Below are 22,204 nucleotides of genomic sequence, written 5' to 3' on the forward strand. Positions count from 1 at the left end.
CTTCGATGGGCAGCTCGCCGAACTCGCCCTTGAGCTTCTTGCGACTGAAGCCGTTACGGGTATTGCCAGCCGAGTTGCTGACCGGCTGATGCTTGTCGTGGCCCAGGTGGTGAGTCAGCTCGGCATCCAGGGCACGCTCGACCAGCTTCTTAGTCAGTTGCTTGAGAATGCCTTCGGCACCGATCAGATCTTCAGGTTTTTGGTAGTTGGCCAGGAGCTGATCCAGCAGCTCGTCAGTGATGGGGTGTTTCGTCTTGCTCATGGTGTCTCCGGTTCGGAGCGACAGTGTCGCTCATGAGTCGGTTACACAAAAATTCGTACACCCTCTTCCGAGGCGGCGAGCAAGGCGCCGAGGCCAAGCGCCACGGCTCCGATGAGGAGGAAGTCGGACAACACCGCGCCGACCATGCCGGGAACCGACGCCCGGACGCCAAGGCGGGAGCCGTTCGTAAGCGCCAGCAACACTGTGGGGCCGGGCGTTGCGATGCCGATGAATGCGACGATGGCGAAGACGAGGAGGGTTTCGGTCATGTGGCAGGCCTAACAGTGATTAGGTGGAGACAGCAGTAATCCGATAGTAGATTCTTCCGTATAACTCCGCACCCTCCTCATCCTCGCCCTGAAAAACTCTTTCAAATAATGCTATTACCAGCCAATTACTGATACTGCCGAGGTCAACGCCTTTCTCTGATGGTTGGCAATTGGGCGCCGGTTAGTGATATCTGCGCAGTTCAGTGTCTGCTAGGCCGACAGAGATTATCGCGACCGCCATTCCCGAATTGCATCCGGGCTACGAGGTCTGTGCCGCTAGGCCTTGGGCAGCGCCTCCAGCACCTGCCGATACAAACCCTGCAGGCGCTGAGCATCCTCTTCTTCCACTGTCTCCTGCTGCAGGCGGCGGGCGAAGACGTCCTCCACGCTAAGCTCGTCCAACGTTTCCCGTGCTTCGCTGGCCAGGCTAGCCATGGCGTTGCCGCGCTCGCGGCGGATACGCAGCACTTCCACGGGATGCCCTTCGCACAGGGCATTGATGCGGCTTTGCAGGTCGCTCAGGTAGTCGTCGGTGCTCACTTGCACTTCCAGCCATACGGGCCGCTCGGCTGTGCCCTGTGCAGCTACCTCGGTGACGGAGCCTGCCAACTCCTTCAGCGAGCCGCGCAAGCTGGCCATGGGCTGGAACACCGGCACGGGCAATGGCGTGATCGACTGCAAGTTGGCGTCTTCGAACGTCAGCAGCAGAACTTCCTTCTGCTGGCGCGCCTCGTCGAAGGACAGGGCAATGGGCGAGCCGCTATAGCGGATGTGCTCCAGGCCGCCGACCTTCTGCGGGCGGTGGATATGGCCAAGGGCGATATAGTCAGCCCGCGGGAAGGCGCTGGTGGGGAAGGCTTCCAGGCTGCCGACGTAGATTTCCCGTACCGATTCGCTGGCACTGGCGCCAACCGTGGTGAGGTGACCGGTGGCGATGATCGGTAGCGTCAGGCCCAGCTCATCACGCTTGCTCGCCGCCAGCTCGTACAGTTCTCGGTAATGCTCAGCGATGGCTTGCTGCAGCGATTGTTGTTTGTCCTGCGCGCTCTGCCCCGCCTGGCTGGCCAGCACGTCGCGCGGGCGGATGAAGGGAATGGCGCAGAGAATGGCGCCCGGCTGGCCAGTACGATCATTGAGTACCAGTACCTGTTCAGCCAAGTCGACGCCTACGCTCGGCACCACCTGCGTGCCCAGTTGCCCCAGCAGGCTACGGCTTTCACCAAGCATGGCCGGCGAGTCGTGGTTGCCGCCGAGTACCACCAGGGCGCAGCCGGCGTCGCGCAACTCAACCACCAGCCGGTAGTACTGCTCGCGGGCATAACTGGGCGGTGCGCCGGTGTCGAACACATCACCGGCGATCAACAGCACGTCCACGTCGTGCACGCGCACTTGCTCCAGCAGCCAGGCGCAGAAGGCCTGGTGCTCGGCCTGCCGAGTCTTGCCCATGAAATGCTGGCCCAGGTGCCAGTCGGAGGTGTGCAGGATGCGCAAGCTCATAGCGGCCAGTCCTGTACGACGACATGAGTCTTGACCCGCTGCATCTGCGGGAAGGCCTCGATGGCCGCGCGCACTTCGCTCAGGCGCGCCATGCTCGGCGCCTCGACCAGTACCAGCATGTCGGTCTCGCCGCTGATGCCACTGCAATGGCGGAGTTCCGGGTATTCGCGCATACGCTCGACGTAATCCTGACAACGGGCGTTTTGGTAGAAAAGCTCGAGATAAGCCCTGACTCCACCTTCGCCCGGCACCGCGACCTGGGCGTGATAACCACGAATCACCCCGCTCTCCTCCAGATAGCGAATCCGCTCGCTGACCGCCGAACGTGACAGATTGATCTCACGGGCGATCTGGCTGACGGAGGTGCGCGCAGCGCTGCGCAGCAGAGTGAGGATCTGGCGATCGAACTTGTCCACGGGAGCTTCTCGGGCGGCAATCGGATTGACGGTGAAAACCGCCATTTCGTCGGCAAAAGGCGACAGCCTGCAACTGGCCGGCGCCCTACCATGGCGGTATCTGGAAAATGATGAGCATACCCCATGAGTCGATTGAACAAGGAATTGGGCCTGCTGCAGGGCATCGCCCTGCTCAGCACTTCGCTGCTCGGCACCGGCATATTCGTGGTGCCCGCACTGGCAGCCACGGCAGCCGGCGAAGCGTCGCTGTGGGCATGGATGATCTTGATTGCCCTGGTGCTACCGGTGGCGTTCACCTTCGCCCAGTTGGGCAAGCGCTTCCCTCATGCCGGCGGCGCGCCGCACCTGATCGGCCGCGCCTTCGGTCTGCGCATGGAGGGTGTCAGCGCCCTGCTGTTTCTCGCCGTGTTGCCGGTCGGTTTGCCGGCTGCTCTGCATATCGCCAGCGGCTTCTGGCTGGCGTTGTTCGACCTCGATCGCAGCGGCCTGCTGCTCATCGAACTGGCGACGCTGGGCGCCATTCTCCTGCTTGGTCAGCGCCCACCGAAAGCATCGGGCATGCTCCAGGGGCTGATCGCTGTAGCCATCGTCGCCAGCGTGGCGCTGATCTGGTGGGTCGGCGACCTGCCGCGCGCCAGCCAGCCGTTGCTGCCGGCGATGGACGGCCAGTGGCACTTGCTGCCGACAGCGCTGGGGGTGATGTTCTGGTGCTTCGTCGGCATCGAGGCCTTCACTCACCTGGGCGAGGAGTTCAAACACCCCGAGCGCGACTTCCCGCTGGCACTGTTGCTCGGCGTGGTGCTGGCCGGCCTGGTGTACTGGGCCTGCTCGGTCGCGGTGCTGAGCTTTGCCACTTACGGCGACGTGCACAGCGACATCACTGCCCTGCCCCGTCTGTTCGAACAGCTGCTGGGTGAGCACGCACGCGTGCTGGTGGCGGTGCTCGGTTACCTGGCCTGCTTCGCCTCAATGAACGTGTACATCCAGGGCTTCGCCCGGCTGATCTGGAGCCTGGCCGATGAAGGCCGTCTGCCGGCCAGGCTGGCCGTGCGCAACCGCCATGGTGTACCCGGCAAAGCCTTGCTATTGGTGGTGATCAGCTGCGCGCTGTGCGCCATGCTCTCGGCCACCTTGAACCTGTCGGTGGACGATCTGATCCGCTATGCCAACGGCAACTTCGTGCTGATCTACCTCCTGAGCATGGCCGCTGGCTGGGTGCTGCTCAGTGGCGTCTGGCGCCTGCTTGCCGGTCTCAGTGCGCTGCTCTGCGCCGGGGTGCTGCTGATGCTTGGCGGCGATGCGCTGTATGCAGTGGCATTGCTTGGGGTGTTGCTGCTGCTTGATCGCCTGCGCACGCTGGGTAAGGCGTTGGCCTAGCTCTGCAGGCTGCAAGCACAGCAACGCAGCTTGCACCTTCCCGGCAGGTGACGGTCGAAAACGGCGTAACCCGAGCGGTATCGCCGCCGATGCGTGACCATCGTTGCTCGAGGGTTCTATCCTTGAAGCGACAAACGCTGAAAGGAAGCCCCATGCTCCGCGTACTCAATGACCTGAAAATCATGATCCTGGCCAACCTGTGGATCGTCCCGGTGGTGGCAGGCCTGGTCTGGGCACTGTTCCAGTTCGTCGCGCCGCCACCACCGATGAGCGCCAGCATGGCCACCGGCACCCAAGGGGGCGCCTACCAGCAGTTTGCCGAACGCCTGAAGGAAGAGTTGGCCAAGGAAGGTTTTGAACTGAACCTGGTACCGACCTCAGGCTCCCGCGACAACCTGCAACGCCTGCTGGCCAAGGACCCGCAAGTGGAGATCGCCCTGGTCCAGAGCGGCCTGGAGCGCCAGCTGGCTCCCGACGAGCAGCGTCAGCTGGAAAGTCTGGGGGCGATTTATCAGGAGCCCCTGTGGCTGTTCTATCGACGAGACGTGAAGCTGGATCGCATTGCCGACCTGCTGCCACTGCGCGTCGGCCTGGGCGGTGAAGGCAGCGGTACCCGTGCCGCCAGCGATGCCATTCTCGGCGCCAATGCCATCGAGCCGGAACAACATCCCGAAAGCTGGCAGAGCATCGGCGGTGGCAAATCCGCTCGGGCGCTGATGGCCGGCGAACTGGATGCAGCGTTCTTCGTCGGTCCGGCAGAGAACTCACTGGTGCAGCAACTGGCGGCCAATCCGGACATCGCCCTGGCACACTTTCGGCGCGCCGCCGCTTACGAGGCGCGACTGCCGTTCTTCAATCAGGTAAAGGTCGGTGAAGGCCTGCTCGACCTGGCCAGCAACGCACCAGACCGCGATATCGTCACCCTCTCTCCGGTCGCTACTCTGGTGGTCAATGACGACTTCAACCCTGGCCTGGTGCCGCTGTTTCTCGAGGCCAGCCGTGAAGTGATGCGCAGCGGCACCCTGCTCGACGCCGCCGGCACCTTTCCCAGTGCCGAGCCTCGCACCTTCGAGCTGCACAAGGATGCCGGGCATTACTACGACAAGGGCCTGCCGATCCTGCAGCGCTACCTGCCGTTTCGCATCGCCTCGCTGGCCGACCGCTACATCATCCTGCTGATCCCCTTGATCGTGGTGATGATCCCACTGCTCAAGGCTGTTGGCCCGATCTACCAGTGGCGCATTCGCGCGCGTATCTACCGCTGGTACAAGTACCTGCGCGAGATCGACCGCAAGCTGCACGCAGGCTCCTTGCCCAACGAGCTGGACAGCGAGATCGAATGCCTGGAGGAGATGGAGGACGAACTCGCGGCTGTGGAAGTGCCGCTGTCGTACTCCAACGAGCTGTACGAACTGCACATGCATGTGCGCTACGTGATCGAACGACTGCGCGAGCTGCAACGGCGCCGACAGGCGTAGGGTGGACATCGTTTTTCATGTCCACCGATGCGCAGCATCTGATGCCGAAGCGGTGGATGGAAAAAGCGACATCCACCCTACGCAGCAACAGCAACGCCGCGATCTGCTGTGTGGTCTTCAACGTTTTTCACGGATAGATCCACACCCAGCCCCGCAATCCATTTTCTGCTTCGGGTAAACTGCGCCCCTGTTTCATTTGCCCACGAGACCGCCATGCCGATCCGCCACTGCATCGTCCACCTGATCGACAAGAAGCCCGACGGCAGCCCTGCCGTGCTGCACGCTCGCGACAGCGAGCTGGCCACGTCGCAAGCCATGGAGAATCTGCTGGCCGACCTCAACGAGAGCTACAACGCCAAGCAGGGCAAGGCCTGGGGTCTGTTCCACGAAGAATCCGGCGCCTACCCGTTCAGTGGCTGGCTCAAGGCCTATCTCGATGGCGAGCAGGATTTCACCGCCTTCAGCCGTCAGGCCGTCGAGCACCTGCAAAAGCTGATGGAGGAATCCAACCTCTCCACCGGTGGCCACGTGCTGCTGGCTCACTACCAACAAGGCATGACCGACTACCTGGCCATCGCCCTGCTGCACCACAGCGAAGGCGTGGCAGTGACCGACGCGCTGGACGTAACCCCGGCCAAGCACCTGGATCTCGGCCAGTTGCACCTGGCCGCGCGCATCAACATCAGCGAGTGGCAGAACAACAAGCAGTCCAAGCAGTACATCTCCTTCATCAAGGGCAAGAACGGCAAGAAGGTCTCGGACTACTTCCGCGACTTCATCGGCTGCCAGGAAGGCGTCGACGGCCCGGGCGAGACCCGTACCCTGCTCAAGGCCTTCAGCGACTTCGTCGAGAGCGAAGACTTGCCCGAAGAGCAGGCGCGCGAGAAGACCAAAACCCTGGTCGGCTACGCCAGCGGCCAGGCCAAGATGGGCGAACCGATCACCCTGGAAGAACTCTCCGGGCTGATCGACGAGGAGCGCCCCAAGGCCTTCTATGAGCACATCCGCAACAAGGATTACGGCATGGCCCCGGAGTTTCCGGCGGACAAACGTACCCTGAGCCAATTCCAGCGTTTCACCGGCCGTGCCGAGGGCCTGTCGATCAGCTTCGAGGCGCACCTGCTGGGCTCCAAGGTCGAGTACGACGAAGGCCGCGACATGCTGATCATTCGCCAGTTGCCGACCCAATTGAAGGACCAGCTCAAGCGCCGTCAGGATTGAAGTATTTGTAGGGTGGGCCTGGCGGGGATCTGTAGGGTGGGCTTTAGCCCACCAAAGAAGGCGTACTACCTCGCGTGCTGGTGGGCTGAAGCCCACCCTACGGCCTCACATGGCGGAGTGCCCTGGCGCGGTTTACGCTGAGCGGAACGTGCCATCACACAAGGATGCGAAACCATGAAGACGATTGTGCTGCTGCTCGCCGCCCTGGCCCTGTGGCAGAACTGGGACAAGATCGAGCGCTGGATCGACCCGCCCCAGGCGCGTAACGCCAGCGGCGAAGTGGTGCTCTACGCTACGCAATGGTGTGGCTACTGCGCCAAGACCCGCGAGCTGTTCGCCGAGGACGGCATCGCCTACCGCGAAGTGAACATCGAGACCGATGCCGCCGGCCGCGCCCAATACCAAGCGCTTGGCGGCCGCGGTGTACCGGTGATCGACCTGCGCGGGCAGGTCATTCACGGTTATGACGTGCGCGCCATCCGCGCCGCCTACTGACAGGCGGCGCTACAGCTCTCAACGCGCCTCAATACGGAAGCCCAGGCGCGGGAAGTGCACGTGTACGATGCCGGCACGCTCGTCCTCGCGATGCAGAATCAGCTCGTCACGCCCGGCATGCAGCAACTCACCCTGCACCGGGTCAACGCCATAGTCCACCGCAGCGATGCTCACCGCCTGGCCCGCCTTGAAGCCATTGGGGTCGACGAAATCTTCGTTCGGCAGCGCTGCCGGAGTCGCTTCACGCGCCACCGTGATCGCCTGCTCGCTGCTCATCTCGCTCAACGAACCATGGCCAAAGCCGAGCACACGGCCGAGCCAGGCGGCGACTTCCGGGTAATCGTCGACCAGTGGCGCGGTGACCGGCGTACCGCGCAGGAACCACAAACAGTGAGCCACGGAAAAATCGGCGAGCGACGCTTCACCGAAAAGGAAATCGCCCTGCCCGCCTTGCAGTTGGCGTTGCAAGGCCCCCATCAGCGCCGGCCATTGATGCTTGGCCTGCTCCAGCGGCAGACGACTCGCCGTACCACCGGAAAACAGCGCACCACGGTCCGCAGCAAAGGCCTTGGCGAACTCCGGCGGCACCTTGGCGAACCGCAGCGCCATCGACTCGGGTTGGAACACCAGCGCCACGGCATGCTGGAACAGCACCGAGTCGGCCCACTGCGCCAGCAGGCTGACATTGAACGCCTGAGCATCGGGCAGCAGCGCCGGGGTGGCCTTCTCGGCTTCCAGGCGACGGGCGATCAGCGCGGTATCGCAATAGATGTCGGCGCCGACCTGCAGCACCGGGGTCTTGCGGTAGCCGCCAGTCAGCGCAGTGAGATCGGGCTTGGGCATCAGCGGCGGGATCATCACCGAACGCCAGGACAGTTGCTTGAAGCCCAACATCAGGCGGGCCTTCTCGGCGAACGGCGAGGTCGGATAGTGATGAAGGATCAACTCATACATGGCGCGCTCCGCGTCGGATCAAAGTCCTCAGCTTACCCGCGCGGCACATGCACGCAACCGCCTCAGGCTGATGAGCCACCATCAACGGCCAGAATGAGCGCTTCTTTGGCGCTTTTGCTCAGGCGCTTGATCGCCCGTTCACGGCGCAATGCATCGCCCTTGCCGGCACAGGCTTCGATATAGGCCAGCGCCAGCGCCGGGCTGGTATGGAAGAAGCGAGCGCCCTTGCCACTCTGGTGCTGGGCGAAACGCCGCTGCGGATCATCGCTGATGCCGCAATACAGCGCGCCATTGGCGGCGCGCACCAGATAGACGAACCAGGCTTTTTCGACTGCTGCATTCATCCGCGAGCAGGAAACCACTCACGCGCAGAGCGCCACAGGCACATGCCGACGAAGTAGGCTGAAGCCAACCACCAGAGCGCCAGCAGCCAGAACTGACTGACCGGGTACTGCAGAATCAGCAACGCACTGGAGAGCATCCAGACGAAGGTCACGAGGATGTTCAGCGGCATGAACTGACGCACGCGGAACGGGTGCAGGAACTTCATTTTGGTCAGGGTCAGGCCGGCCAGCAGGACGATCATGGCCAGGGTGATCCAGGGGTGCACGTCGAGGATGTAGAAATACAGCACGACCACGTTCCACGCCGCCGGGAAGCCGACGAAGTAGTTGTCCTTGCTCTTCATGTTCAGGTTGCAGAAGCAGAACAGCGAGGACAGCAGAATCAGGCCCACGGCGAACAGCGGCGTGTAATCCGGCAGCGGAATGAAGCGATAGAGGAAGATCGCGGGGATGAATACGTAGGTGAGGTAGTCGATCACCAGGTCGAGGGTCGAACCGTCGAAATGCGGCAGCACACCCTTGACGTCGTAACGCCGTGCCAGCGAACCATCCAGCCCATCGACCAGCAGCGCCAGGCCGAGCCACAACAGGCATTGCTTGGGTTGGCCGTCGAGTACGGCCAACAATGCCAGGAGGGCGAGGATCACGCCGCTGGCGGTAACAGCGTGAACCCCCCAGGCTTTGGCCTGTTTTACGGCAACGATCAGTTCGGTCACGGCAGGTCTCGATTGGCAGTGGAGGTGCGGCACCCGGTGTGCGCACTCTTTATTGAAGGCTAAGACCGGATAGCCTACCACTGCGTTCATTCGCCCGCCTCAGCGCGTACCGCGAAACTGGGCCAGACCACGTGCCGCCTGTCGACGAATGGCAGCCTGCACCGGTGGTGCCCACCCCAGCACAAGCCCTTTGCCACCTAGCGCCTGACGTGCCCAGCGCCATAGATCGAAATGATCGCGATGCTCGACGATCAACCCGTCGCGAAACACGAATCGCGCCTGGATGTGGTTGACCACCTGACGACCGGTGGCGCTGAAACGGTAGCTGGCGACCCAGCGCGCACTGCCGGCATGATCGTCGGCGTGCACCGAATCGAAGGTCAGCGAGAAACCCTCGGCGCGGCTGCACAGCATGCGCCACATATCGCCGGCCTCAGCGCCGTGCAGGTCGACGAAGACCGGGTCGGAGAAACGTACATCTTCGGCGTAGCAGCTTGCCATGGTCTCGGCATCGAGTTTCTGGAAGGCGCTGTAAAAACGCTGGATCAGATCGGCATTGGGGTGGCTCATGAGTCGCTCCTACAGGCTTTTAATTACGTAGGGTGCGCTGCGCGCACCGCTGTCACTGCGTCGCTCACTGGTGCGCACGGCGCACCCTACACGTTCGCAAGGATGGTTCACTCCATTCTGTTCGTCCGGCGGGGACGTGGCGATTGGCTATAAAGACAACTTTGTGTCAATAATCGCCAACCTCACTCCAGGCCATCGTCATGCTGCGCATTGCCTTGTACGTCTGCCCACAAACCGTCTGTTCCAGCCTGAGCATGGCGCAGGATGCCTTCAGTCTGGCCAATCGCCTGGCCGGCGCAGCGCGTTTTCAGCTGCAGCGGTTCAGCCTCGATGGCCAGCCCGTGCAGTTGGATTTCGCGCAGATTCAGGTCGATGGTGGCCTACCGTTGGCCGAGCAGGCCGATCTGCTGATCGTGCCGGCCACCGGCAGCGCCATCAGCCGTACCCTGGAGAGCAACGCCAAGCTGCTGCCCTGGCTGGCCCGACGCGAGCAGCAGCAACTAGCGAGCCTGTGCAGCAGCGCCTTCCTGCTGGCGGCTGCCGGCCTGCTCGATGGTCGTCAGGCGACCACCCACTGGGCCCTGGCTGACGCCTTCGCCCGGCACTTTCCCCAGGTGAAGCTGCGCAGCGACCTGCTGTTGACCGAGGATGGCCCGCTGTTCTGCTCCGGCGGGGCTCAGGCCGGGCTCGACCTGTGTCTGCATCTGATTGCCCTGCATACCGGTGAATGGCTGGCGCAGCAGGTTGCCAGCGCCATGGTGATCGAACGCCAGCGCGGCACGCAGACCCGTTTCGCGCCGCTGCTGCCCAGCAACGACGATAAAACCCTTGCCCCGCTGTTGACCTGGCTGCGTGAGCACCACGCCGAGGTAATCAATCTCAACCGCCTTGCGCAGCAGGCGCACTGTTCACCGCGTACCCTGCTGCGCCGTTTCAAGCAGGCCACCGGGCTGACCCCAGGCGATTACCTGCAACGCCTGCGCATCAGCCTGGCGCAGCAAGCGCTGGCCGGCTCGGCGCAGTCGCTGGAGCAGGTCGCCAGCCAGGTCGGGTTCACCGACCGCGCGACCTTCGCCAAGCGCTTCAAGCAATTGTGCGGGGAAACGCCGGGCGCCTTCCGCAAGCGCATGCGGCGCAGTTAAACCCCGGCAACGAAAAAGGGAGCCCGAAGGCTCCCTGATCGATGGCGCAATGCCGACTCAGTGCAGGATCTGGCTGAGAAACAGCTTGGTGCGCTCGTTCTGCGGGTTGGTGAAGAAGGCGTTCGGTTCGGCCTCCTCCACGATCTCGCCCTTGTCCATGAAGATCACGCGGTTGGCCACGGTGCGGGCAAAGCCCATTTCGTGGGTCACGCAGAGCATAGTCATGCCGTCTTCGGCCAGACCGATCATGGTGTCGAGCACCTCTTTCACCATTTCCGGGTCGAGGGCCGAGGTCGGCTCGTCGAACAACATGATCTTCGGCTTCATGCACAGCGCGCGGGCAATCGCCACACGCTGCTGCTGCCCACCGGAGAGCTGGCCCGGAAACTTGTTGGCCTGCTCAGGGATGCGCACGCGCTCGAGAAAGTGCATGGCAATTTCCTCGGCCTGGCGCTTGGGCATCTTGCGTACCCACATCGGCGCCAGGGTGCAGTTCTGCAGCACGGTGAGGTGCGGGAACAGGTTGAAGTGCTGGAATACCATGCCCACTTCGCGGCGAATCGCCTCGATGTGCTTGAGGTCGCTGGTCAACTCGGTGCCATCGACCACGATGCGCCCCTGCTGATGCTCTTCCAGACGGTTGATGCAACGAATGGTGGTGGACTTGCCCGAACCGGACGGCCCGCACAGGACGATACGCTCGCCCTGCTGCACGCTCAGGTTGATGTCCTTGAGCACGTGGAACTGGCCGTACCACTTGTTCACGCCCTGCAGCAGGATCATCGGCTCGGCGCTGGGTTGTTTGATTGCTTCACTCATGACTCACTCCTAACGCTTGTGGCCGGTATCCAGCTTCCGCTCGAGGTGCAGCGAATAGCGGGACATGCCGAAACAGAAAATCCAGAAGATCAGCGCGGCGAACACGTAGCCCTCGGTGGCCATGCCCAGCCACGCCGGGTCGGTGGTCGCCTGCTTGATGCTGTTGAGCAGATCGAACAGGCCGATGATGATCACCAGACTGGTGTCCTTGAACAGGGCGATAAAGACGTTGACGATGCCCGGAATCACCAGCTTCAGCGCCTGCGGCAGGATCACCAGGCCCATCATCCGCCAGTAGCCCAGGCCCATGGCCGCGGCCGCCTCGTACTGCCCTTTGGGAATGGCCTGCAGACCACCGCGCACCACTTCGGCGATATAGGCAGACTGGAACAGGATCACCCCGATCAGCGCACGCATCAGCTTGTCGAAATGCATGCCTTCGGGCAGGAACAACGGCAGCATCACCGAGGACATGAACAGCACGGTGATCAACGGCACACCGCGCCAGAACTCGATGAAGGTGACGCAGATGACCTTGATCGCCGGCAGGTTGGAACGTCGCCCCAGTGCCAGCAGGATGCCCAGCGGCAACGCACCGGTGATGCCGACAGCAGCGATCACCAGGGTCAGCATCAGGCCGCCCCAACGGCTGGTGGAAACAACGTCCAGGCCGAATACACCACCGTGCAGCAGGGTCCAGGCGATGAACGGATAGATCGCCAGGAAAGCCAGACCGTACACCGCCTTGCGCGGCATCTGCGGCACGAACAGCGGCGCCATGCCGATGATCGCCAGCCACAGAGTGGCATCCACACGCCAGCGCAACTCGGTCGGGTAGAAGCCGTACATGAACTGACCGAAGCGCTGTTGGATGAACACCCAGCACGCGCCTTCCTTGGTGCAGTCGGCGCGAGTGCTGCCGACCCAGTTGGCATCGATGATCGCCCACTGCAGCAGCGGCGGCACGATCAACCAGATCAGGTACAGCGCAAAAACGGTCAACAGGCTGTTGAACCAGTTGGAAAACAGGTTGGCCTTGAGCCAGCCCACCACACCGACGCTCATGCGCGGTGGCGGCAGGTCCGGTTTGAATGTATGAGTCTGCATGGCTGCTCCTTACCGCTCAGTCAGCGCAATGCGCTTGTTGTACCAGTTCATCAGCAGGGAAATGCTGATGCTGATCGCCAGATACACGCTCATGGTGATGGCGATCACCTCGATGGCCTGGCCGGTCTGGTTGAGCACCGTGCCGGCGAACAGCGACACCATGTCCGGATAGCCGATACCGGCAGCCAGGGACGAGTTCTTCGCCAGGTTGAGGTACTGACTGGTCAGCGGCGGAATGATCACGCGCAGCGCCTGCGGGATGATCACCAGACGCAGAGTGACGCCCGGACGCAACCCAAGCGAGCGCGCCGCTTCGGTCTGACCATGACTGACCGCCATGATCCCGGAGCGCACGTTCTCGGCGATGAATGCTGCGGTGTAGATGGTCAATGCCAGGGTCAGCGCCATCAGCTCGGGGATCATCACCCAGCCGCCCCGGAAGTTGAAACCGGTCAGCTCCGGCACACTCCACACCAGCGGATTGCCCGCGACCAGCGCGGTCAGGCCGGGAATCACCACGATTAGCGCCAGCGATGTCCACAGCAGCGGGAAGATCTGGCCAGTGGCTTCACGGCGTTTCTTGGCCCAGCGCCCAAGGGCGATGATGCCGACGATGGTCGCTAGCAGCACCACGGCGAACAGACCGAAGCTCTCCGAAGGACTCGGCGCCGGCATGTACAGACCACGGCTGTTGAGGAAGAAGACTTCACCCACGTCCAGGCTTTGCCGAGGACCAGGCAGGGCAAGGAAGACCGCGAAATACCAGAAGAGGATCTGCAGCAACGGCGGAATGTTGCGGAAGATCTCGATGTAAACGGTGGCCAGCTTGCTGATCAGCCAGTTAGGCGACAGCCGCGCCACACCCAGCAGGAAGCCAAGGATGGAGGCCAGCACGATACCGATGAAAGACACCAGCAGGGTATTGAGCAAGCCAACCAGAAACACACGGGCGTAGCTGTCGCTTTCCGTGTAGTCGATCAGGTGCTGGGCAATACCGAAACCGGCGCTGTTATTGAGAAAAGCGAAGCCGGAAATGATCCCGCGCTTCTCCAGGTTGGCCTGGGTGTTCTGGAAGAGAAACCAGCCGAGCGCCACAACGGCGACAACGGCAATGATCTGGAAAGCCCAAGCGCGCACCTGCGGATCGTTCAGAAGCGATCCTCGCGGGCGCGGGGCATTAGCAGTCGTTTGCATAACAACCCTCATGGAAGCCCCGGCCGCACGCAAGCCGGCCGGAGTTCACTTAATCGGAAACGACAGCGGCAGGCCATAGGCCTGCCGCTGTGGACGGTCAACGCACCGGCGGTGCGTACTGCAGACCACCCTTGTTCCACAGGGCGTTGAGACCACGCTCGATCTTCAGCTCGCTACCGGCACCGACGTTACGGTCGAAGGACTCGCCGTAGTTACCGACTTGCTTGACGATCTGTACTGCCCAGTCTTTCGGCAGCTTGAGGTCTTTACCGAATTCACCTTCAGTACCCAGCAGACGTGCTACGTCCGGGTTCTTGGTGTCTTTGGCGGTGGCTTCGACGTTGGCCGAGGTCACACCCAGCTCTTCGGCGTTGACCATGGCGAACAGGGTCCAGCGCACGATGTCGAACCACTCTTCGTCACCCTGGCGCACGACCGGGCCCAGAGGTTCCTTGGAGATGACTTCCGGCAGCACGACATAGTCGTCCGGGTTGGCCAGTTTGATGCGCTGTGCGTACAGCTGCGACTGGTCGGAGGTCAGCACGTCGCAACGGCCAGCTTCGACCGACTTGGCGCTCTCGTCAGAGGTATCGTAGGTGATGGGGGTGTACTTCATGCCATTGGCACGGAAGTAGTCGGAGAGGTTCAGCTCGGTGGTGGTACCGGCCTGGATGCAGACGGTAGCCCCGTCCAGTTCCTTGGCGCTGGAAACGCCCAGCTTCTTGTTAACCAAAAAGCCCTGGCCGTCGTAGTAGTTGGTACCAGTGAAGTTCAGGCCCAGTGCGGCGTCGCGCGAGCTGGTCCAGGTGGTGTTACGCGACAGGATGTCGACTTCGCCGGACTGCAGCGCAGTGAAGCGCTCCTTGGCGGTCAGCGGGCTGTAACGCACTTTGGTAGCGTCGCCGAATACCGCGGCGGCAACAGCGCGGCAGACGTCAACGTCCATACCCAGGTAGTTGCCTTTTTCATCGGCGTAGGAGAAGCCAGGCAGACCGTCGCTGATACCGCACTGCACGAAGCCTTTCTTCTGCACTGCATCCAGGGTGGCGCCTGCCTGAGCAAAGCCACTGACACCGAGCACAGCTGCGGTGGTCAGCACAGCCAGGGTGGATTTCACCATCTTCATCAAAAACCTCCAGTTGCTCTTGTTGTGTTGGAGTCTCCGTCCGCCTTCCCCACCCTTTTGAGGCACGCGATCCGCTGGCAGCAACGGTATCGACGAGAAGTTCGAACGTCAGGCGGGAGTCTAGTCGGCTTTACCCTCTGCTGGCCAACAGCCCCTACCCTGCCCATTGGTTGAACGGGCCAGAGACGGATCGTCATCCGTCTGAGCGATCGATCGCCCTGACGGTCTATTAGGAACCCCACACAGCAGATTCCTGCCTGTTGAGCGGTGCGCAGTGGCACAGTGTTACCGTTACCGCACCGCGTCGTCAGTTCAAATGAGCCATAGCAAGCCCCGTACCAGCACATGGCAAATTGCCGGATATACGGGGGTCAAGGGCAAAACTTTCACCCGTGCGACAACTTATTCACAGATTAGCCAAGCCTTGAGCAGGGTGCCGCCCCAAATTAAGGCGCCCGCACCACACTGGAGCTACCAATGACCGCACCCATGATTTTGCAGCCCCCACAATCCGCCGATGCCAGCGTGATCTGGCTGCATGGGCTGGGGGCTGACCGCTACGATTTCCTGCCGGTCGCCGAGATGCTGCAGGAACGCCTGCCCAGCACACGCTTCATCCTGCCGCAGGCGCCAACCCGCCCGGTGACCATCAACGGCGGCTGGAGCATGCCGAGCTGGTACGACATCCTCGCCATGAGTCCGGCACGGGCCATCGACCAGGCACAACTGGAAGAGTCCGCCGACCAGGTGATCGCCCTGATCGAAGCCGAGCGCGAAAGCGCCATCGCCCCTGAACGCATCGTCCTGGCAGGCTTTTCCCAAGGTGGCGCGGTGGTGCTGCACACTGCCTTTATGCGCTATCCACAGCCCCTCGGCGGGGTGCTGGCACTCTCGACCTACGCACCGACTTTCAGCGATGACATGCCGCTGGCGGATACAAAAAGACAACTGCCGGTGCTTTGTTTGCATGGCAGATTCGACGACGTGGTGACACCCGACATGGGGCGTGCCGCGTATGACCGCCTGCACGCCTGTGGGGTGCCGGTGCAATGGCGCGACTATCCGATGGCGCACGAGGTGCTGCCGGAAGAGATTCGCGATATCGCCGAATGGTTGAGCCAGCTGCTGGCCGACTGACCGAACCGAGAGATGCACAATAAATGAGCACAGCGCCCCTCATTCGCACCCTGCAGGATATCGAACAGATCGAGAGCACCCCGCTGAGTGATCGCGACCTGCCCAGCAGCACCTTCGAGCTGATTCGCCGCACGGCGCAGGCCAGCCCCGAGGCAGCGGCGCTGTCGTTCATTCTCCAGGGCACGGGAGAGGAAACCCCGCTGCGCCTGAATTATGCCGAGCTGCTCGGCAAGATCACCCAGACCGCCAACGCCTTCCACCGCCTGGGCCTGCGTCCCGGCAAGGCGGTGTCCTTCCTGCTGCCCAACCTGCCGCAGACCCACTACACCATCTGGGGTGGCGAGGCCGCCGGCATCGTCAATGCGATCAACCCGCTGCTCGATCCCGAGCACATCGCCGAGCTGATCCACGCGTCCAACTCCGAGCTGCTGGTGACCCTGGCGCCCTTCCCCGGCACCGAGCTGTGGGACAAAGTCGATGCCCTGCGCGATCAGTTGCCGGAGCTGAAAGCGATTCTCTGCGTGGACATGGCCAACCTGCTGCCCGAACCGCAACGCAGCGCGCTCAAAGCCCAGCGCGGCCCGCTGCCGGAGGGCGTGCTGGATTTCGATGAAACCATCGCCGCCTGCCCCGCCGACCACCTGGAAAGCGGTCGCGTGATCACCGCGGACGATATCGCCAGCTACTTCCACACCGGCGGCACCACCGGTACGCCCAAGCTGGCGCCGCACAGCCACGGCAACGAAGTGGCGATGGCCTACAGCATGAACCTGGTCACCCGCTTCGGTGTCGGCGACGTGACGCTCTGCGGCTTGCCGCTGTTCCACGTCAACGGCGTGATCGTCACCGGGCTGACGGCGTTCATCGGCGGTGCCGAGGTGCTGCTGGCTACGCCTCAGGGCTATCGCAACACCACCTTGATCGGCAATTTCTGGAAGGTCATCGAGCGCCACAAGGTCAGTTTCTTCAGCGGTGTGCCCACCATTTATGCCGGCCTCCTGCAAATTCCCAGCGACGGCCATGACCTGTCCTCGCTGAAGTACGCCCTGTGCGGCGCTGCGCCCATGCCGGTGGAGCTGATTCGCCAGTTCGAGGCCAAGACGGGGCTGACTCTGCTCGAAGGCTATGGTCTGACCGAGGGCACCTGCGGCAGCTGCGCCAACCCTCCGGCCGGCGAGCGCCGCCCCGGCTCGATCGGCCTGCCGATGCCCTACTGCGAAGTGCGTATCAAGGTACTCGACGAGCAGGGGCAATATCTGCGCGAAGCCGCGCCCAACGAAATCGGCAACCTGTGCATCCGCGGCGCCACGGTGTTCAAGGGCTATCTGCAGGCGAGCAAGAACGCCGGTATCTGGGTCGATGGCGACTGGTTCAATACCGGTGACCTCGGCCGCGTCGATACCGACGGCTACATCTGGCTGACCGGTCGCAGCAAGGATCTGATCATCCGCGGCGGCCACAATATCGACCCGCAGATGATCGAGGAAGCGCTGCACAAGCACCCGGCAGTGGCCATGGCCGCTGCAGTGGGCAAGCCAGACGAGAAGGCCGGCGAACTGCCGGTGGTCTACGTCCAGCTCAAACCCGGTGCACAGGCCAGCGAGGTCGAATTGCTGGAGCATGCCGCCGCCCATATCCCCGAGCGCGCCGCTGTACCCAAGGACGCCTGGATCATCGATGCCATTCCGCTCACCGCGGTGGGCAAGACCTTCAAACCAGCGCTGCGCTTCGATGCCATCGCCCGGGTTTACCAGGCGGCTATCGATGAGCTGCACCCGGCTGTTCGGGTTGAAGTGCTGAGCGATGACAAGGCAGGTCAATTGGCCCACATCCACCTGCCGAATCAGGATCAGGCCTTGGCTGCCAGCATTGGCGAACGACTGTCCGGCTACGCGGTGGGCCATCGCATCCACTTCGCAGCGTGATCCAGAGCGCGCAAGGACGCGCGCCAGTTAACAGCTTTGCACTTTCGTGCAACCACTGGTCGGCCGAGCCACTGGCAGACATTGCCACGCCTGGAGCCCGGGAATAATGTCGAACGCTATTCGTAGACACGACAGGGAGCGTTGGTGGTGCCCTCAGGCCTATTCGCCCGGCCAGGCCCGACGAGATCGCAATGAAACCGGCGCACTGGCAGGCAGACCTGCAGCAAGTTCAGCACCTGCGACTATTTCAGAATGTCGCGACCAGCAGCCTGGATCAGTTGCTGCAGGAGTTTCGCGCGTGCGAGTTGGAAGCCGGCGAAGTGTTGCTCTCCCCCTTCAATCGCAACCAGTACCTCTATCTGCTGATCGAGGGCCAGTTGCGCGTCTATCTCGGCTCACTGGACAACCAGGCCGTGAGCACCCTCGAAGTCGGCGACTGCGCGGGTGAAATCAGCTTCATCGACAACGAACATCCGTCCGCCTACGTGGTGGCCGAGCGCCCCTCCACGGTGCTGCGCCTGCATCGCGAATCGCTGGTCGCGCTGTTTCAGCAATCACCGCAGATGATGCAGAACCTACTGGAACTGCTCTGTGAGCGTGTGCGCCAGGGCAACCGGCAGATTCTCGACAGCGAGCAGAATGCCAATGTCGACACCCTCACCGGTTGCTTCAACCGACGCTGGCTGGAGCACGTCTTCGAACGCGAAAGCACCCGCTGCGCCTTCAACGACGACCCCATCTCGCTGCTGATGCTCGATGTCGACCACTTCAAGGCCTACAACGACCAGCACGGTCATCTTGCAGGGGACTACGCCCTGTGCATGGTGGCTCACACCTTGCGCAGTCAGTTGCGGCCCAAGGACAGCCTGATCCGCTTCGGTGGCGAGGAGTTCGTCATTCTACTGCCGGAGATCTGTGCCGAGGCGGCACGCAGTATCGGCGAACGCCTGCGCCTCAGCCTGGAGCAGATATCCTCCTTCTATTCGCCAGTCGGCGTTCTGCCGGGCGTCACCATCTCCATTGGCCTGGCGCAGATGCAGCATCAGGACAGCCTGCAGGGCCTGATCGCGCGTGCCGATGCCGCGCTGTACCAGGCCAAGCAGCAGGGGCGTAACTGCCTCAGCGGCTGACACCCCGCGTCGCGCTTCCCTGCTAGAGTGGCGCACATAACAACACGCCTGGATGGCTTCTCATGCGCAAACTGCTGATCGCTGTGCTTCTGCTCGTCCCCCTTTCCGCCCTCGCCGTTCTGGGCCTGCCCCAGGTACTCGACGCACAGATGAACAGCGTGGCTAGCCCACCGCCCTATCCGACCAGCGCCAGCGCACAGAAGCTGCACCAAGGGCTGTTCGTCGCCGACCTGCACGACGACGCCCTGCTCTGGGAGCGCGACCTGCTCAAGCGTTACGACTACGGCCACTCCGACCTGCCACGCATGCTCGAAGGGCGTCTCGGCCTGCAGGTGTTCTCCACCGTGACCAAGACCCCACGCGGGCTGAACATGGAGAGCAACGGCGCCGACAGCGACAACATTACCCTGCTGGCCATGGCCCAGCGCTGGCCACGGGAAACCTGGAGTAGCCTGCTACAGCGCGCCCTGTACCAGGCGCAGAAACTCAAGGACGCCAGCGCCGGCAGCGATGGGCGCCTGGTGCTGATCCGCACCCGCGCCGACCTGGCGAATTTCGTCGATGCCTGGGAAAAGGACCCGCGCCGCGTCGCCGGCCTGCTCGCCACCGAAGGCCTGCAGCCTATCGAAGGCAAGCTGGAGAACATCGACGTGCTGTATGACGCGGGTTTCCGCATCGCCGGCCTGACTCACTTCTTCGACAACGAAGTCGGCGGCTCGGCCCATGGCCTGGAAAAAGGCGGGCTGACCCCACTGGGGCGCCTGGTCATCGCGCGCCTGGAAGAAAAATCCATGCTGGTGGACCTGGCCCACGCTTCGCGCCCGTTGATCGATGATGTACTGGCCATGGCCAAGCGCCCGGTGCTGGTCTCGCACACCGGCGTCGAAGGCACCTGCGCCGGCACCCGCAACCTCAGCGACAAGCACCTGCAGGCCATCGCTGCCACGGGCGGGGTGATCGGCATCGGCTACTGGAGCACCGCCGTTTGCGACACCTCGGTCGCCGCCATCGTCAAAGCCATCCGTTATGCGGCGGACAAGGTCGGCGTCGAACATGTCGCCCTGGGCTCGGACTTCAATGGCACCGTGCACACCCCGTTCGACGTCACCGGCCTGGCGCAAATTACCGAGGGGCTGCAAGCCGCCGGCTTCGACAATGACGCCATTGCCGCGATCATGGGCGGCAATGTACAGCGCCTGCTGCTGACCAGCCTGCCGGAGAAATGAGGTGCTGGGCGCACGGTCCTCTTGACAGACGCGAGCGAAGCACTTCGCCACGCCCGCGTCTTGCATTACACTGGCGGGCGTTCACTCCTTAACCAGTCGATGAGAAGCCCGTGCTCAAAGCACTCAAGAAAATGTTCGGCAAAGCCGAAGACGAGCAGCCACAACCAGCGCCGTCATCCGTAGCAGCGCCCGCCCAGAGCGGTGACGCAGAGCAGAAGCGCCCACGCAAGAACAAGCCCGCCCGCACTGCCAGCGAGAGCGCAGGCGATAGCCCGGCGCCGCAACAACCCCGCGCGCCGAAGGCCGACAAACCGCGCCACGAGCGCCCAGCCAAGCCAGTCGACACCTGGAAGCTGGAAGATTTCGTGGTCGAGCCTGCCAAAGGCAAGACCCGTTTTCATGACTTCAAGCTCGCCCCCGAGCTGATGCACGCCATCCACGACCTCGGTTTCCCCTACTGCACGCCGATCCAGGCTGGCGTACTGGGCTATACCCTCAAGGGTCAGGACGCCATCGGCCGCGCCCAGACCGGCACCGGCAAGACCGCCGCATTCCTCATCTCGATCATCACCCAGCTCCTGCAGACCCCGGCGCCGAAAGAGCGCTACATGGGCGAGCCGCGCGCGCTGATCATCGCGCCGACCCGCGAACTGGTGGTGCAGATCGCCAAGGACGCGGCCGAACTGACCAAGTACACCGGCCTCAATGTGATGCAGTTCGTCGGTGGCATGGACTTCGACAAGCAGCTCAAGCAGCTGGAATCGCGCTTCTGCGACATCCTCGTGGCCACCCCGGGCCGCCTGCTGGACTTCAACCAGCGCGGCGAAGTGCACCTGGACATGGTCGAGGTGATGGTGCTGGACGAAGCCGACCGCATGCTCGACATGGGCTTCATCCCGCAGGTCCGCCAGATCATCCGCCAGACGCCGATGAAGGGTGACCGCCAGACCCTGCTGTTCTCCGCTACCTTCACCGACGACGTGATGAACCTGGCCAAGCAGTGGACGGTCAACCCCGCCATCGTCGAGATCGAGCCAGAGAACGTCGCCAGCGACACCGTCGAGCAGCACGTCTACGCCGTAGCCTCGGCTGACAAGTACAAACTGCTGTACAACCTGATCAGCCAGAACGACTGGACCCGGGTCATGGTCTTCGCCAACCGCAAGGACGAAGTTCGGCGCATCGAAGAGCGCCTGACCCGCGACGGCATCAGCGCCGTGCAGATGTCCGGCGACATTCCGCAGCACAAGCGTATCCGCGCACTGGAAGGCTTCCGCGAGGGCAAGATCCGCGTCATGGTCGCCACCGACGTCGCCGGTCGCGGCATCCACGTCGATGCCATCAGCCACGTGATCAACTTCACCCTGCCGGAAGACCCGGACGACTACGTGCACCGCATCGGCCGTACCGGCCGCGCCGGCACCAGCGGCACCTCGATCAGCTTCGCTGGTGAGGACGACGCCTTCGCCCTGCCGCCAATCGAAGAGCTGATCGGCCGCAAGATCCAGTGCGAAATGCCGCCGGACGAGCTGCTCAAGCCGGTGCCACGCAAGCACTGATAAGGCCGAAGCAGAACAAAGGCGAAGCCCTCCAGCTTCGCCTTTTTCATTTGACCCCGTTGATCGATACGCCATGCAACACTGCGACTACCTCATCATCGGCGCCGGCAATTCCCGCGCGTCAACCCGCGACATTATAGCCAGCCCAGGCAAGACCCAGCTGCGCGAACCCCAGGCGCCGCCCCGCGACCCCACCCCAGGCCCATAACCCCCCCGCGAAACACAGGGCGAAGGCCCCGC

Annotated in this window: 22 protein-coding genes; 10 read left to right on the forward strand and 12 right to left on the reverse strand. The window is 62.8% G+C overall.

Annotated elements, in window-relative coordinates; genetic code table 11:
* From EGJ86_RS01435 to EGJ86_RS01450, 4 genes are all read right to left on the reverse strand, one after another.
* Positions 1-262: transposase (locus EGJ86_RS01435; RefSeq protein ID WP_177432734.1), on the reverse strand; the 262-nt coding region annotated here is incomplete at its 3' end.
* Between the two features lie 41 nt (positions 263-303).
* Positions 304-531 (reverse strand): LysE family transporter, encoded by a 228-nt coding sequence (locus EGJ86_RS01440; RefSeq protein ID WP_218565865.1) that lies wholly within the window; start codon positions 529-531, stop codon positions 304-306.
* Between the two features lie 276 nt (positions 532-807).
* Positions 808-2,028, reverse strand: a complete 1,221-nt coding sequence (gene sbcD, locus EGJ86_RS01445) for an exonuclease subunit SbcD (RefSeq protein WP_125833695.1) — start codon at positions 2,026-2,028, stop codon at positions 808-810.
* Positions 2,025-2,444 (reverse strand): Lrp/AsnC family transcriptional regulator, encoded by a 420-nt coding sequence (locus EGJ86_RS01450; protein WP_125833696.1) that lies wholly within the window; start codon positions 2,442-2,444, stop codon positions 2,025-2,027. The genes sbcD and EGJ86_RS01450 overlap by 4 nt, the downstream gene beginning before the upstream one ends.
* Positions 2,445-2,567: 123 nt before the next feature.
* On the opposite strand from EGJ86_RS01450, the gene yjeH reads away from it, so the two are divergent.
* The 4 genes from yjeH to EGJ86_RS01470 all read left to right on the forward strand — a co-directional run bounded on the left by yjeH (position 2,568) and on the right by EGJ86_RS01470 (position 7,015).
* Entirely contained in the window at positions 2,568-3,821 is a 1,254-nt protein-coding gene (gene yjeH, locus EGJ86_RS01455; protein ID WP_125833697.1) for an L-methionine/branched-chain amino acid transporter, read from the forward strand.
* A 152-nt stretch (positions 3,822-3,973) separates the two neighbouring features.
* The gene (locus tag EGJ86_RS01460) at positions 3,974-5,299 is read left to right on the forward strand and encodes a TAXI family TRAP transporter solute-binding subunit (RefSeq protein WP_125833698.1); all 1,326 of its coding nucleotides are present in this window, start codon (positions 3,974-3,976) and stop codon (positions 5,297-5,299) included.
* Between the two features lie 213 nt (positions 5,300-5,512).
* Positions 5,513-6,520 (forward strand): nucleoid-associated protein YejK, encoded by a 1,008-nt coding sequence (gene yejK, locus EGJ86_RS01465; RefSeq protein WP_106734569.1) that lies wholly within the window; start codon positions 5,513-5,515, stop codon positions 6,518-6,520.
* 174 nt (positions 6,521-6,694) lie between these two features.
* Positions 6,695-7,015 (forward strand): glutaredoxin family protein, encoded by a 321-nt coding sequence (locus EGJ86_RS01470; RefSeq protein WP_125833699.1) that lies wholly within the window; start codon positions 6,695-6,697, stop codon positions 7,013-7,015.
* Positions 7,016-7,033: 18 nt separating this feature from the next.
* On the opposite strand, the gene EGJ86_RS01475 is transcribed toward EGJ86_RS01470, so the two are convergent.
* The 4 genes from EGJ86_RS01475 to EGJ86_RS01490 form a co-directional block, all read right to left on the reverse strand.
* On the reverse strand, positions 7,034-7,969 hold the full coding sequence (locus EGJ86_RS01475; RefSeq protein WP_125833700.1) for a glutathione S-transferase family protein: 936 nt from the start codon (positions 7,967-7,969) through the stop codon (positions 7,034-7,036).
* Between the two features lie 62 nt (positions 7,970-8,031).
* Positions 8,032-8,313, reverse strand: coding sequence for a GIY-YIG nuclease family protein (locus EGJ86_RS01480; protein ID WP_099526606.1), 282 nt, complete (start codon positions 8,311-8,313; stop codon positions 8,032-8,034).
* Positions 8,310-9,029 (reverse strand): phosphatidylcholine synthase, encoded by a 720-nt coding sequence (gene pcsA / locus EGJ86_RS01485; protein WP_099526607.1) that lies wholly within the window; start codon positions 9,027-9,029, stop codon positions 8,310-8,312. Before pcsA ends, EGJ86_RS01480 begins: the two co-directional genes overlap by 4 nt.
* 99 nt (positions 9,030-9,128) lie before the next feature.
* Complete coding sequence (locus tag EGJ86_RS01490; RefSeq protein ID WP_125833701.1) at positions 9,129-9,599, reverse strand: nuclear transport factor 2 family protein; 471 nt, start codon at positions 9,597-9,599, stop codon at positions 9,129-9,131.
* A gap of 200 nt (positions 9,600-9,799) precedes the next feature.
* Between EGJ86_RS01490 and EGJ86_RS01495 the strand changes: the two genes are divergently transcribed.
* Positions 9,800-10,741 carry a GlxA family transcriptional regulator gene (locus EGJ86_RS01495; protein WP_125833702.1) on the forward strand — a complete coding sequence of 314 codons (942 nt, stop codon included), beginning with the start codon at positions 9,800-9,802 and terminating at the stop codon, positions 10,739-10,741.
* A gap of 57 nt (positions 10,742-10,798) precedes the next feature.
* On the opposite strand, the gene EGJ86_RS01500 is transcribed toward EGJ86_RS01495, so the two are convergent.
* The 4 genes from EGJ86_RS01500 to EGJ86_RS01515 all read right to left on the reverse strand — a co-directional run bounded on the left by EGJ86_RS01500 (position 10,799) and on the right by EGJ86_RS01515 (position 14,987).
* Positions 10,799-11,560 (reverse strand): amino acid ABC transporter ATP-binding protein, encoded by a 762-nt coding sequence (locus EGJ86_RS01500; protein ID WP_017675242.1) that lies wholly within the window; start codon positions 11,558-11,560, stop codon positions 10,799-10,801.
* Between the two features lie 9 nt (positions 11,561-11,569).
* Positions 11,570-12,667: an amino acid ABC transporter permease gene (locus EGJ86_RS01505; protein ID WP_099526610.1), complete on the reverse strand. Its 1,098-nt coding sequence runs from the start codon at positions 12,665-12,667 to the stop codon at positions 11,570-11,572.
* A 9-nt stretch (positions 12,668-12,676) separates the two neighbouring features.
* Positions 12,677-13,861, reverse strand: coding sequence for an amino acid ABC transporter permease (locus EGJ86_RS01510; RefSeq protein ID WP_166432427.1), 1,185 nt, complete (start codon positions 13,859-13,861; stop codon positions 12,677-12,679).
* 97 nt (positions 13,862-13,958) lie between these two features.
* Positions 13,959-14,987, reverse strand: a complete 1,029-nt coding sequence (locus EGJ86_RS01515; protein ID WP_106734564.1) for an amino acid ABC transporter substrate-binding protein — start codon at positions 14,985-14,987, stop codon at positions 13,959-13,961.
* Positions 14,988-15,464: 477 nt separating this feature from the next.
* Between EGJ86_RS01515 and EGJ86_RS01520 the strand changes: the two genes are divergently transcribed.
* From EGJ86_RS01520 to rhlB, 5 genes are all read left to right on the forward strand, one after another.
* Positions 15,465-16,124 (forward strand): alpha/beta hydrolase, encoded by a 660-nt coding sequence (locus EGJ86_RS01520; protein ID WP_021488710.1) that lies wholly within the window; start codon positions 15,465-15,467, stop codon positions 16,122-16,124.
* 23 nt (positions 16,125-16,147) lie between these two features.
* Positions 16,148-18,049: an acyl-CoA synthetase gene (locus EGJ86_RS01525; protein WP_125833703.1), complete on the forward strand. Its 1,902-nt coding sequence runs from the start codon at positions 16,148-16,150 to the stop codon at positions 18,047-18,049.
* Between the two features lie 191 nt (positions 18,050-18,240).
* Positions 18,241-19,179, forward strand: a complete 939-nt coding sequence (locus tag EGJ86_RS01530; RefSeq protein WP_106734561.1) for a GGDEF domain-containing protein — start codon at positions 18,241-18,243, stop codon at positions 19,177-19,179.
* Positions 19,180-19,241: 62 nt separating this feature from the next.
* Positions 19,242-20,405, forward strand: a complete 1,164-nt coding sequence (locus EGJ86_RS01535) for a dipeptidase (protein WP_125833704.1) — start codon at positions 19,242-19,244, stop codon at positions 20,403-20,405.
* Positions 20,406-20,515: 110 nt separating this feature from the next.
* Positions 20,516-21,964, forward strand: a complete 1,449-nt coding sequence (gene rhlB, locus EGJ86_RS01540) for an ATP-dependent RNA helicase RhlB (RefSeq protein WP_125833705.1) — start codon at positions 20,516-20,518, stop codon at positions 21,962-21,964.
* The last annotated feature ends 240 nt before the right edge of the window (positions 21,965-22,204 follow it).

The sequence above is a fragment of the Pseudomonas sp. o96-267 genome (assembly GCF_003935465.1).
In the GTDB taxonomy this organism is placed as follows: Bacteria; Pseudomonadota; Gammaproteobacteria; order Pseudomonadales; family Pseudomonadaceae; genus Aquipseudomonas; species Aquipseudomonas sediminis.

Coding starts and splice junctions, on each gene's coding strand:
- EGJ86_RS01440 (WP_218565865.1), bottom strand. CDS start 531: ATGACCGAAACCCTCCTCGTCTTCGCCATCGTCGCATTCATCGGCATC.
- sbcD (WP_125833695.1), bottom strand. CDS start 2,028: ATGAGCTTGCGCATCCTGCACACCTCCGACTGGCACCTGGGCCAGCAT.
- yjeH (WP_125833697.1), top strand. CDS start 2,568: ATGAGTCGATTGAACAAGGAATTGGGCCTGCTGCAGGGCATCGCCCTG.
- EGJ86_RS01460 (WP_125833698.1), top strand. CDS start 3,974: ATGCTCCGCGTACTCAATGACCTGAAAATCATGATCCTGGCCAACCTG.
- yejK (WP_106734569.1), top strand. CDS start 5,513: ATGCCGATCCGCCACTGCATCGTCCACCTGATCGACAAGAAGCCCGAC.
- EGJ86_RS01470 (WP_125833699.1), top strand. CDS start 6,695: ATGAAGACGATTGTGCTGCTGCTCGCCGCCCTGGCCCTGTGGCAGAAC.
- EGJ86_RS01475 (WP_125833700.1), bottom strand. CDS start 7,969: ATGTATGAGTTGATCCTTCATCACTATCCGACCTCGCCGTTCGCCGAG.
- EGJ86_RS01480 (WP_099526606.1), bottom strand. CDS start 8,313: ATGAATGCAGCAGTCGAAAAAGCCTGGTTCGTCTATCTGGTGCGCGCC.
- EGJ86_RS01490 (WP_125833701.1), bottom strand. CDS start 9,599: ATGAGCCACCCCAATGCCGATCTGATCCAGCGTTTTTACAGCGCCTTC.
- EGJ86_RS01495 (WP_125833702.1), top strand. CDS start 9,800: ATGCTGCGCATTGCCTTGTACGTCTGCCCACAAACCGTCTGTTCCAGC.
- EGJ86_RS01500 (WP_017675242.1), bottom strand. CDS start 11,560: ATGAGTGAAGCAATCAAACAACCCAGCGCCGAGCCGATGATCCTGCTG.
- EGJ86_RS01505 (WP_099526610.1), bottom strand. CDS start 12,667: ATGCAGACTCATACATTCAAACCGGACCTGCCGCCACCGCGCATGAGC.
- EGJ86_RS01510 (WP_166432427.1), bottom strand. CDS start 13,861: ATGCAAACGACTGCTAATGCCCCGCGCCCGCGAGGATCGCTTCTGAAC.
- EGJ86_RS01515 (WP_106734564.1), bottom strand. CDS start 14,987: ATGAAGATGGTGAAATCCACCCTGGCTGTGCTGACCACCGCAGCTGTG.
- EGJ86_RS01520 (WP_021488710.1), top strand. CDS start 15,465: ATGACCGCACCCATGATTTTGCAGCCCCCACAATCCGCCGATGCCAGC.
- EGJ86_RS01525 (WP_125833703.1), top strand. CDS start 16,148: ATGAGCACAGCGCCCCTCATTCGCACCCTGCAGGATATCGAACAGATC.
- EGJ86_RS01530 (WP_106734561.1), top strand. CDS start 18,241: ATGAAACCGGCGCACTGGCAGGCAGACCTGCAGCAAGTTCAGCACCTG.
- EGJ86_RS01535 (WP_125833704.1), top strand. CDS start 19,242: ATGCGCAAACTGCTGATCGCTGTGCTTCTGCTCGTCCCCCTTTCCGCC.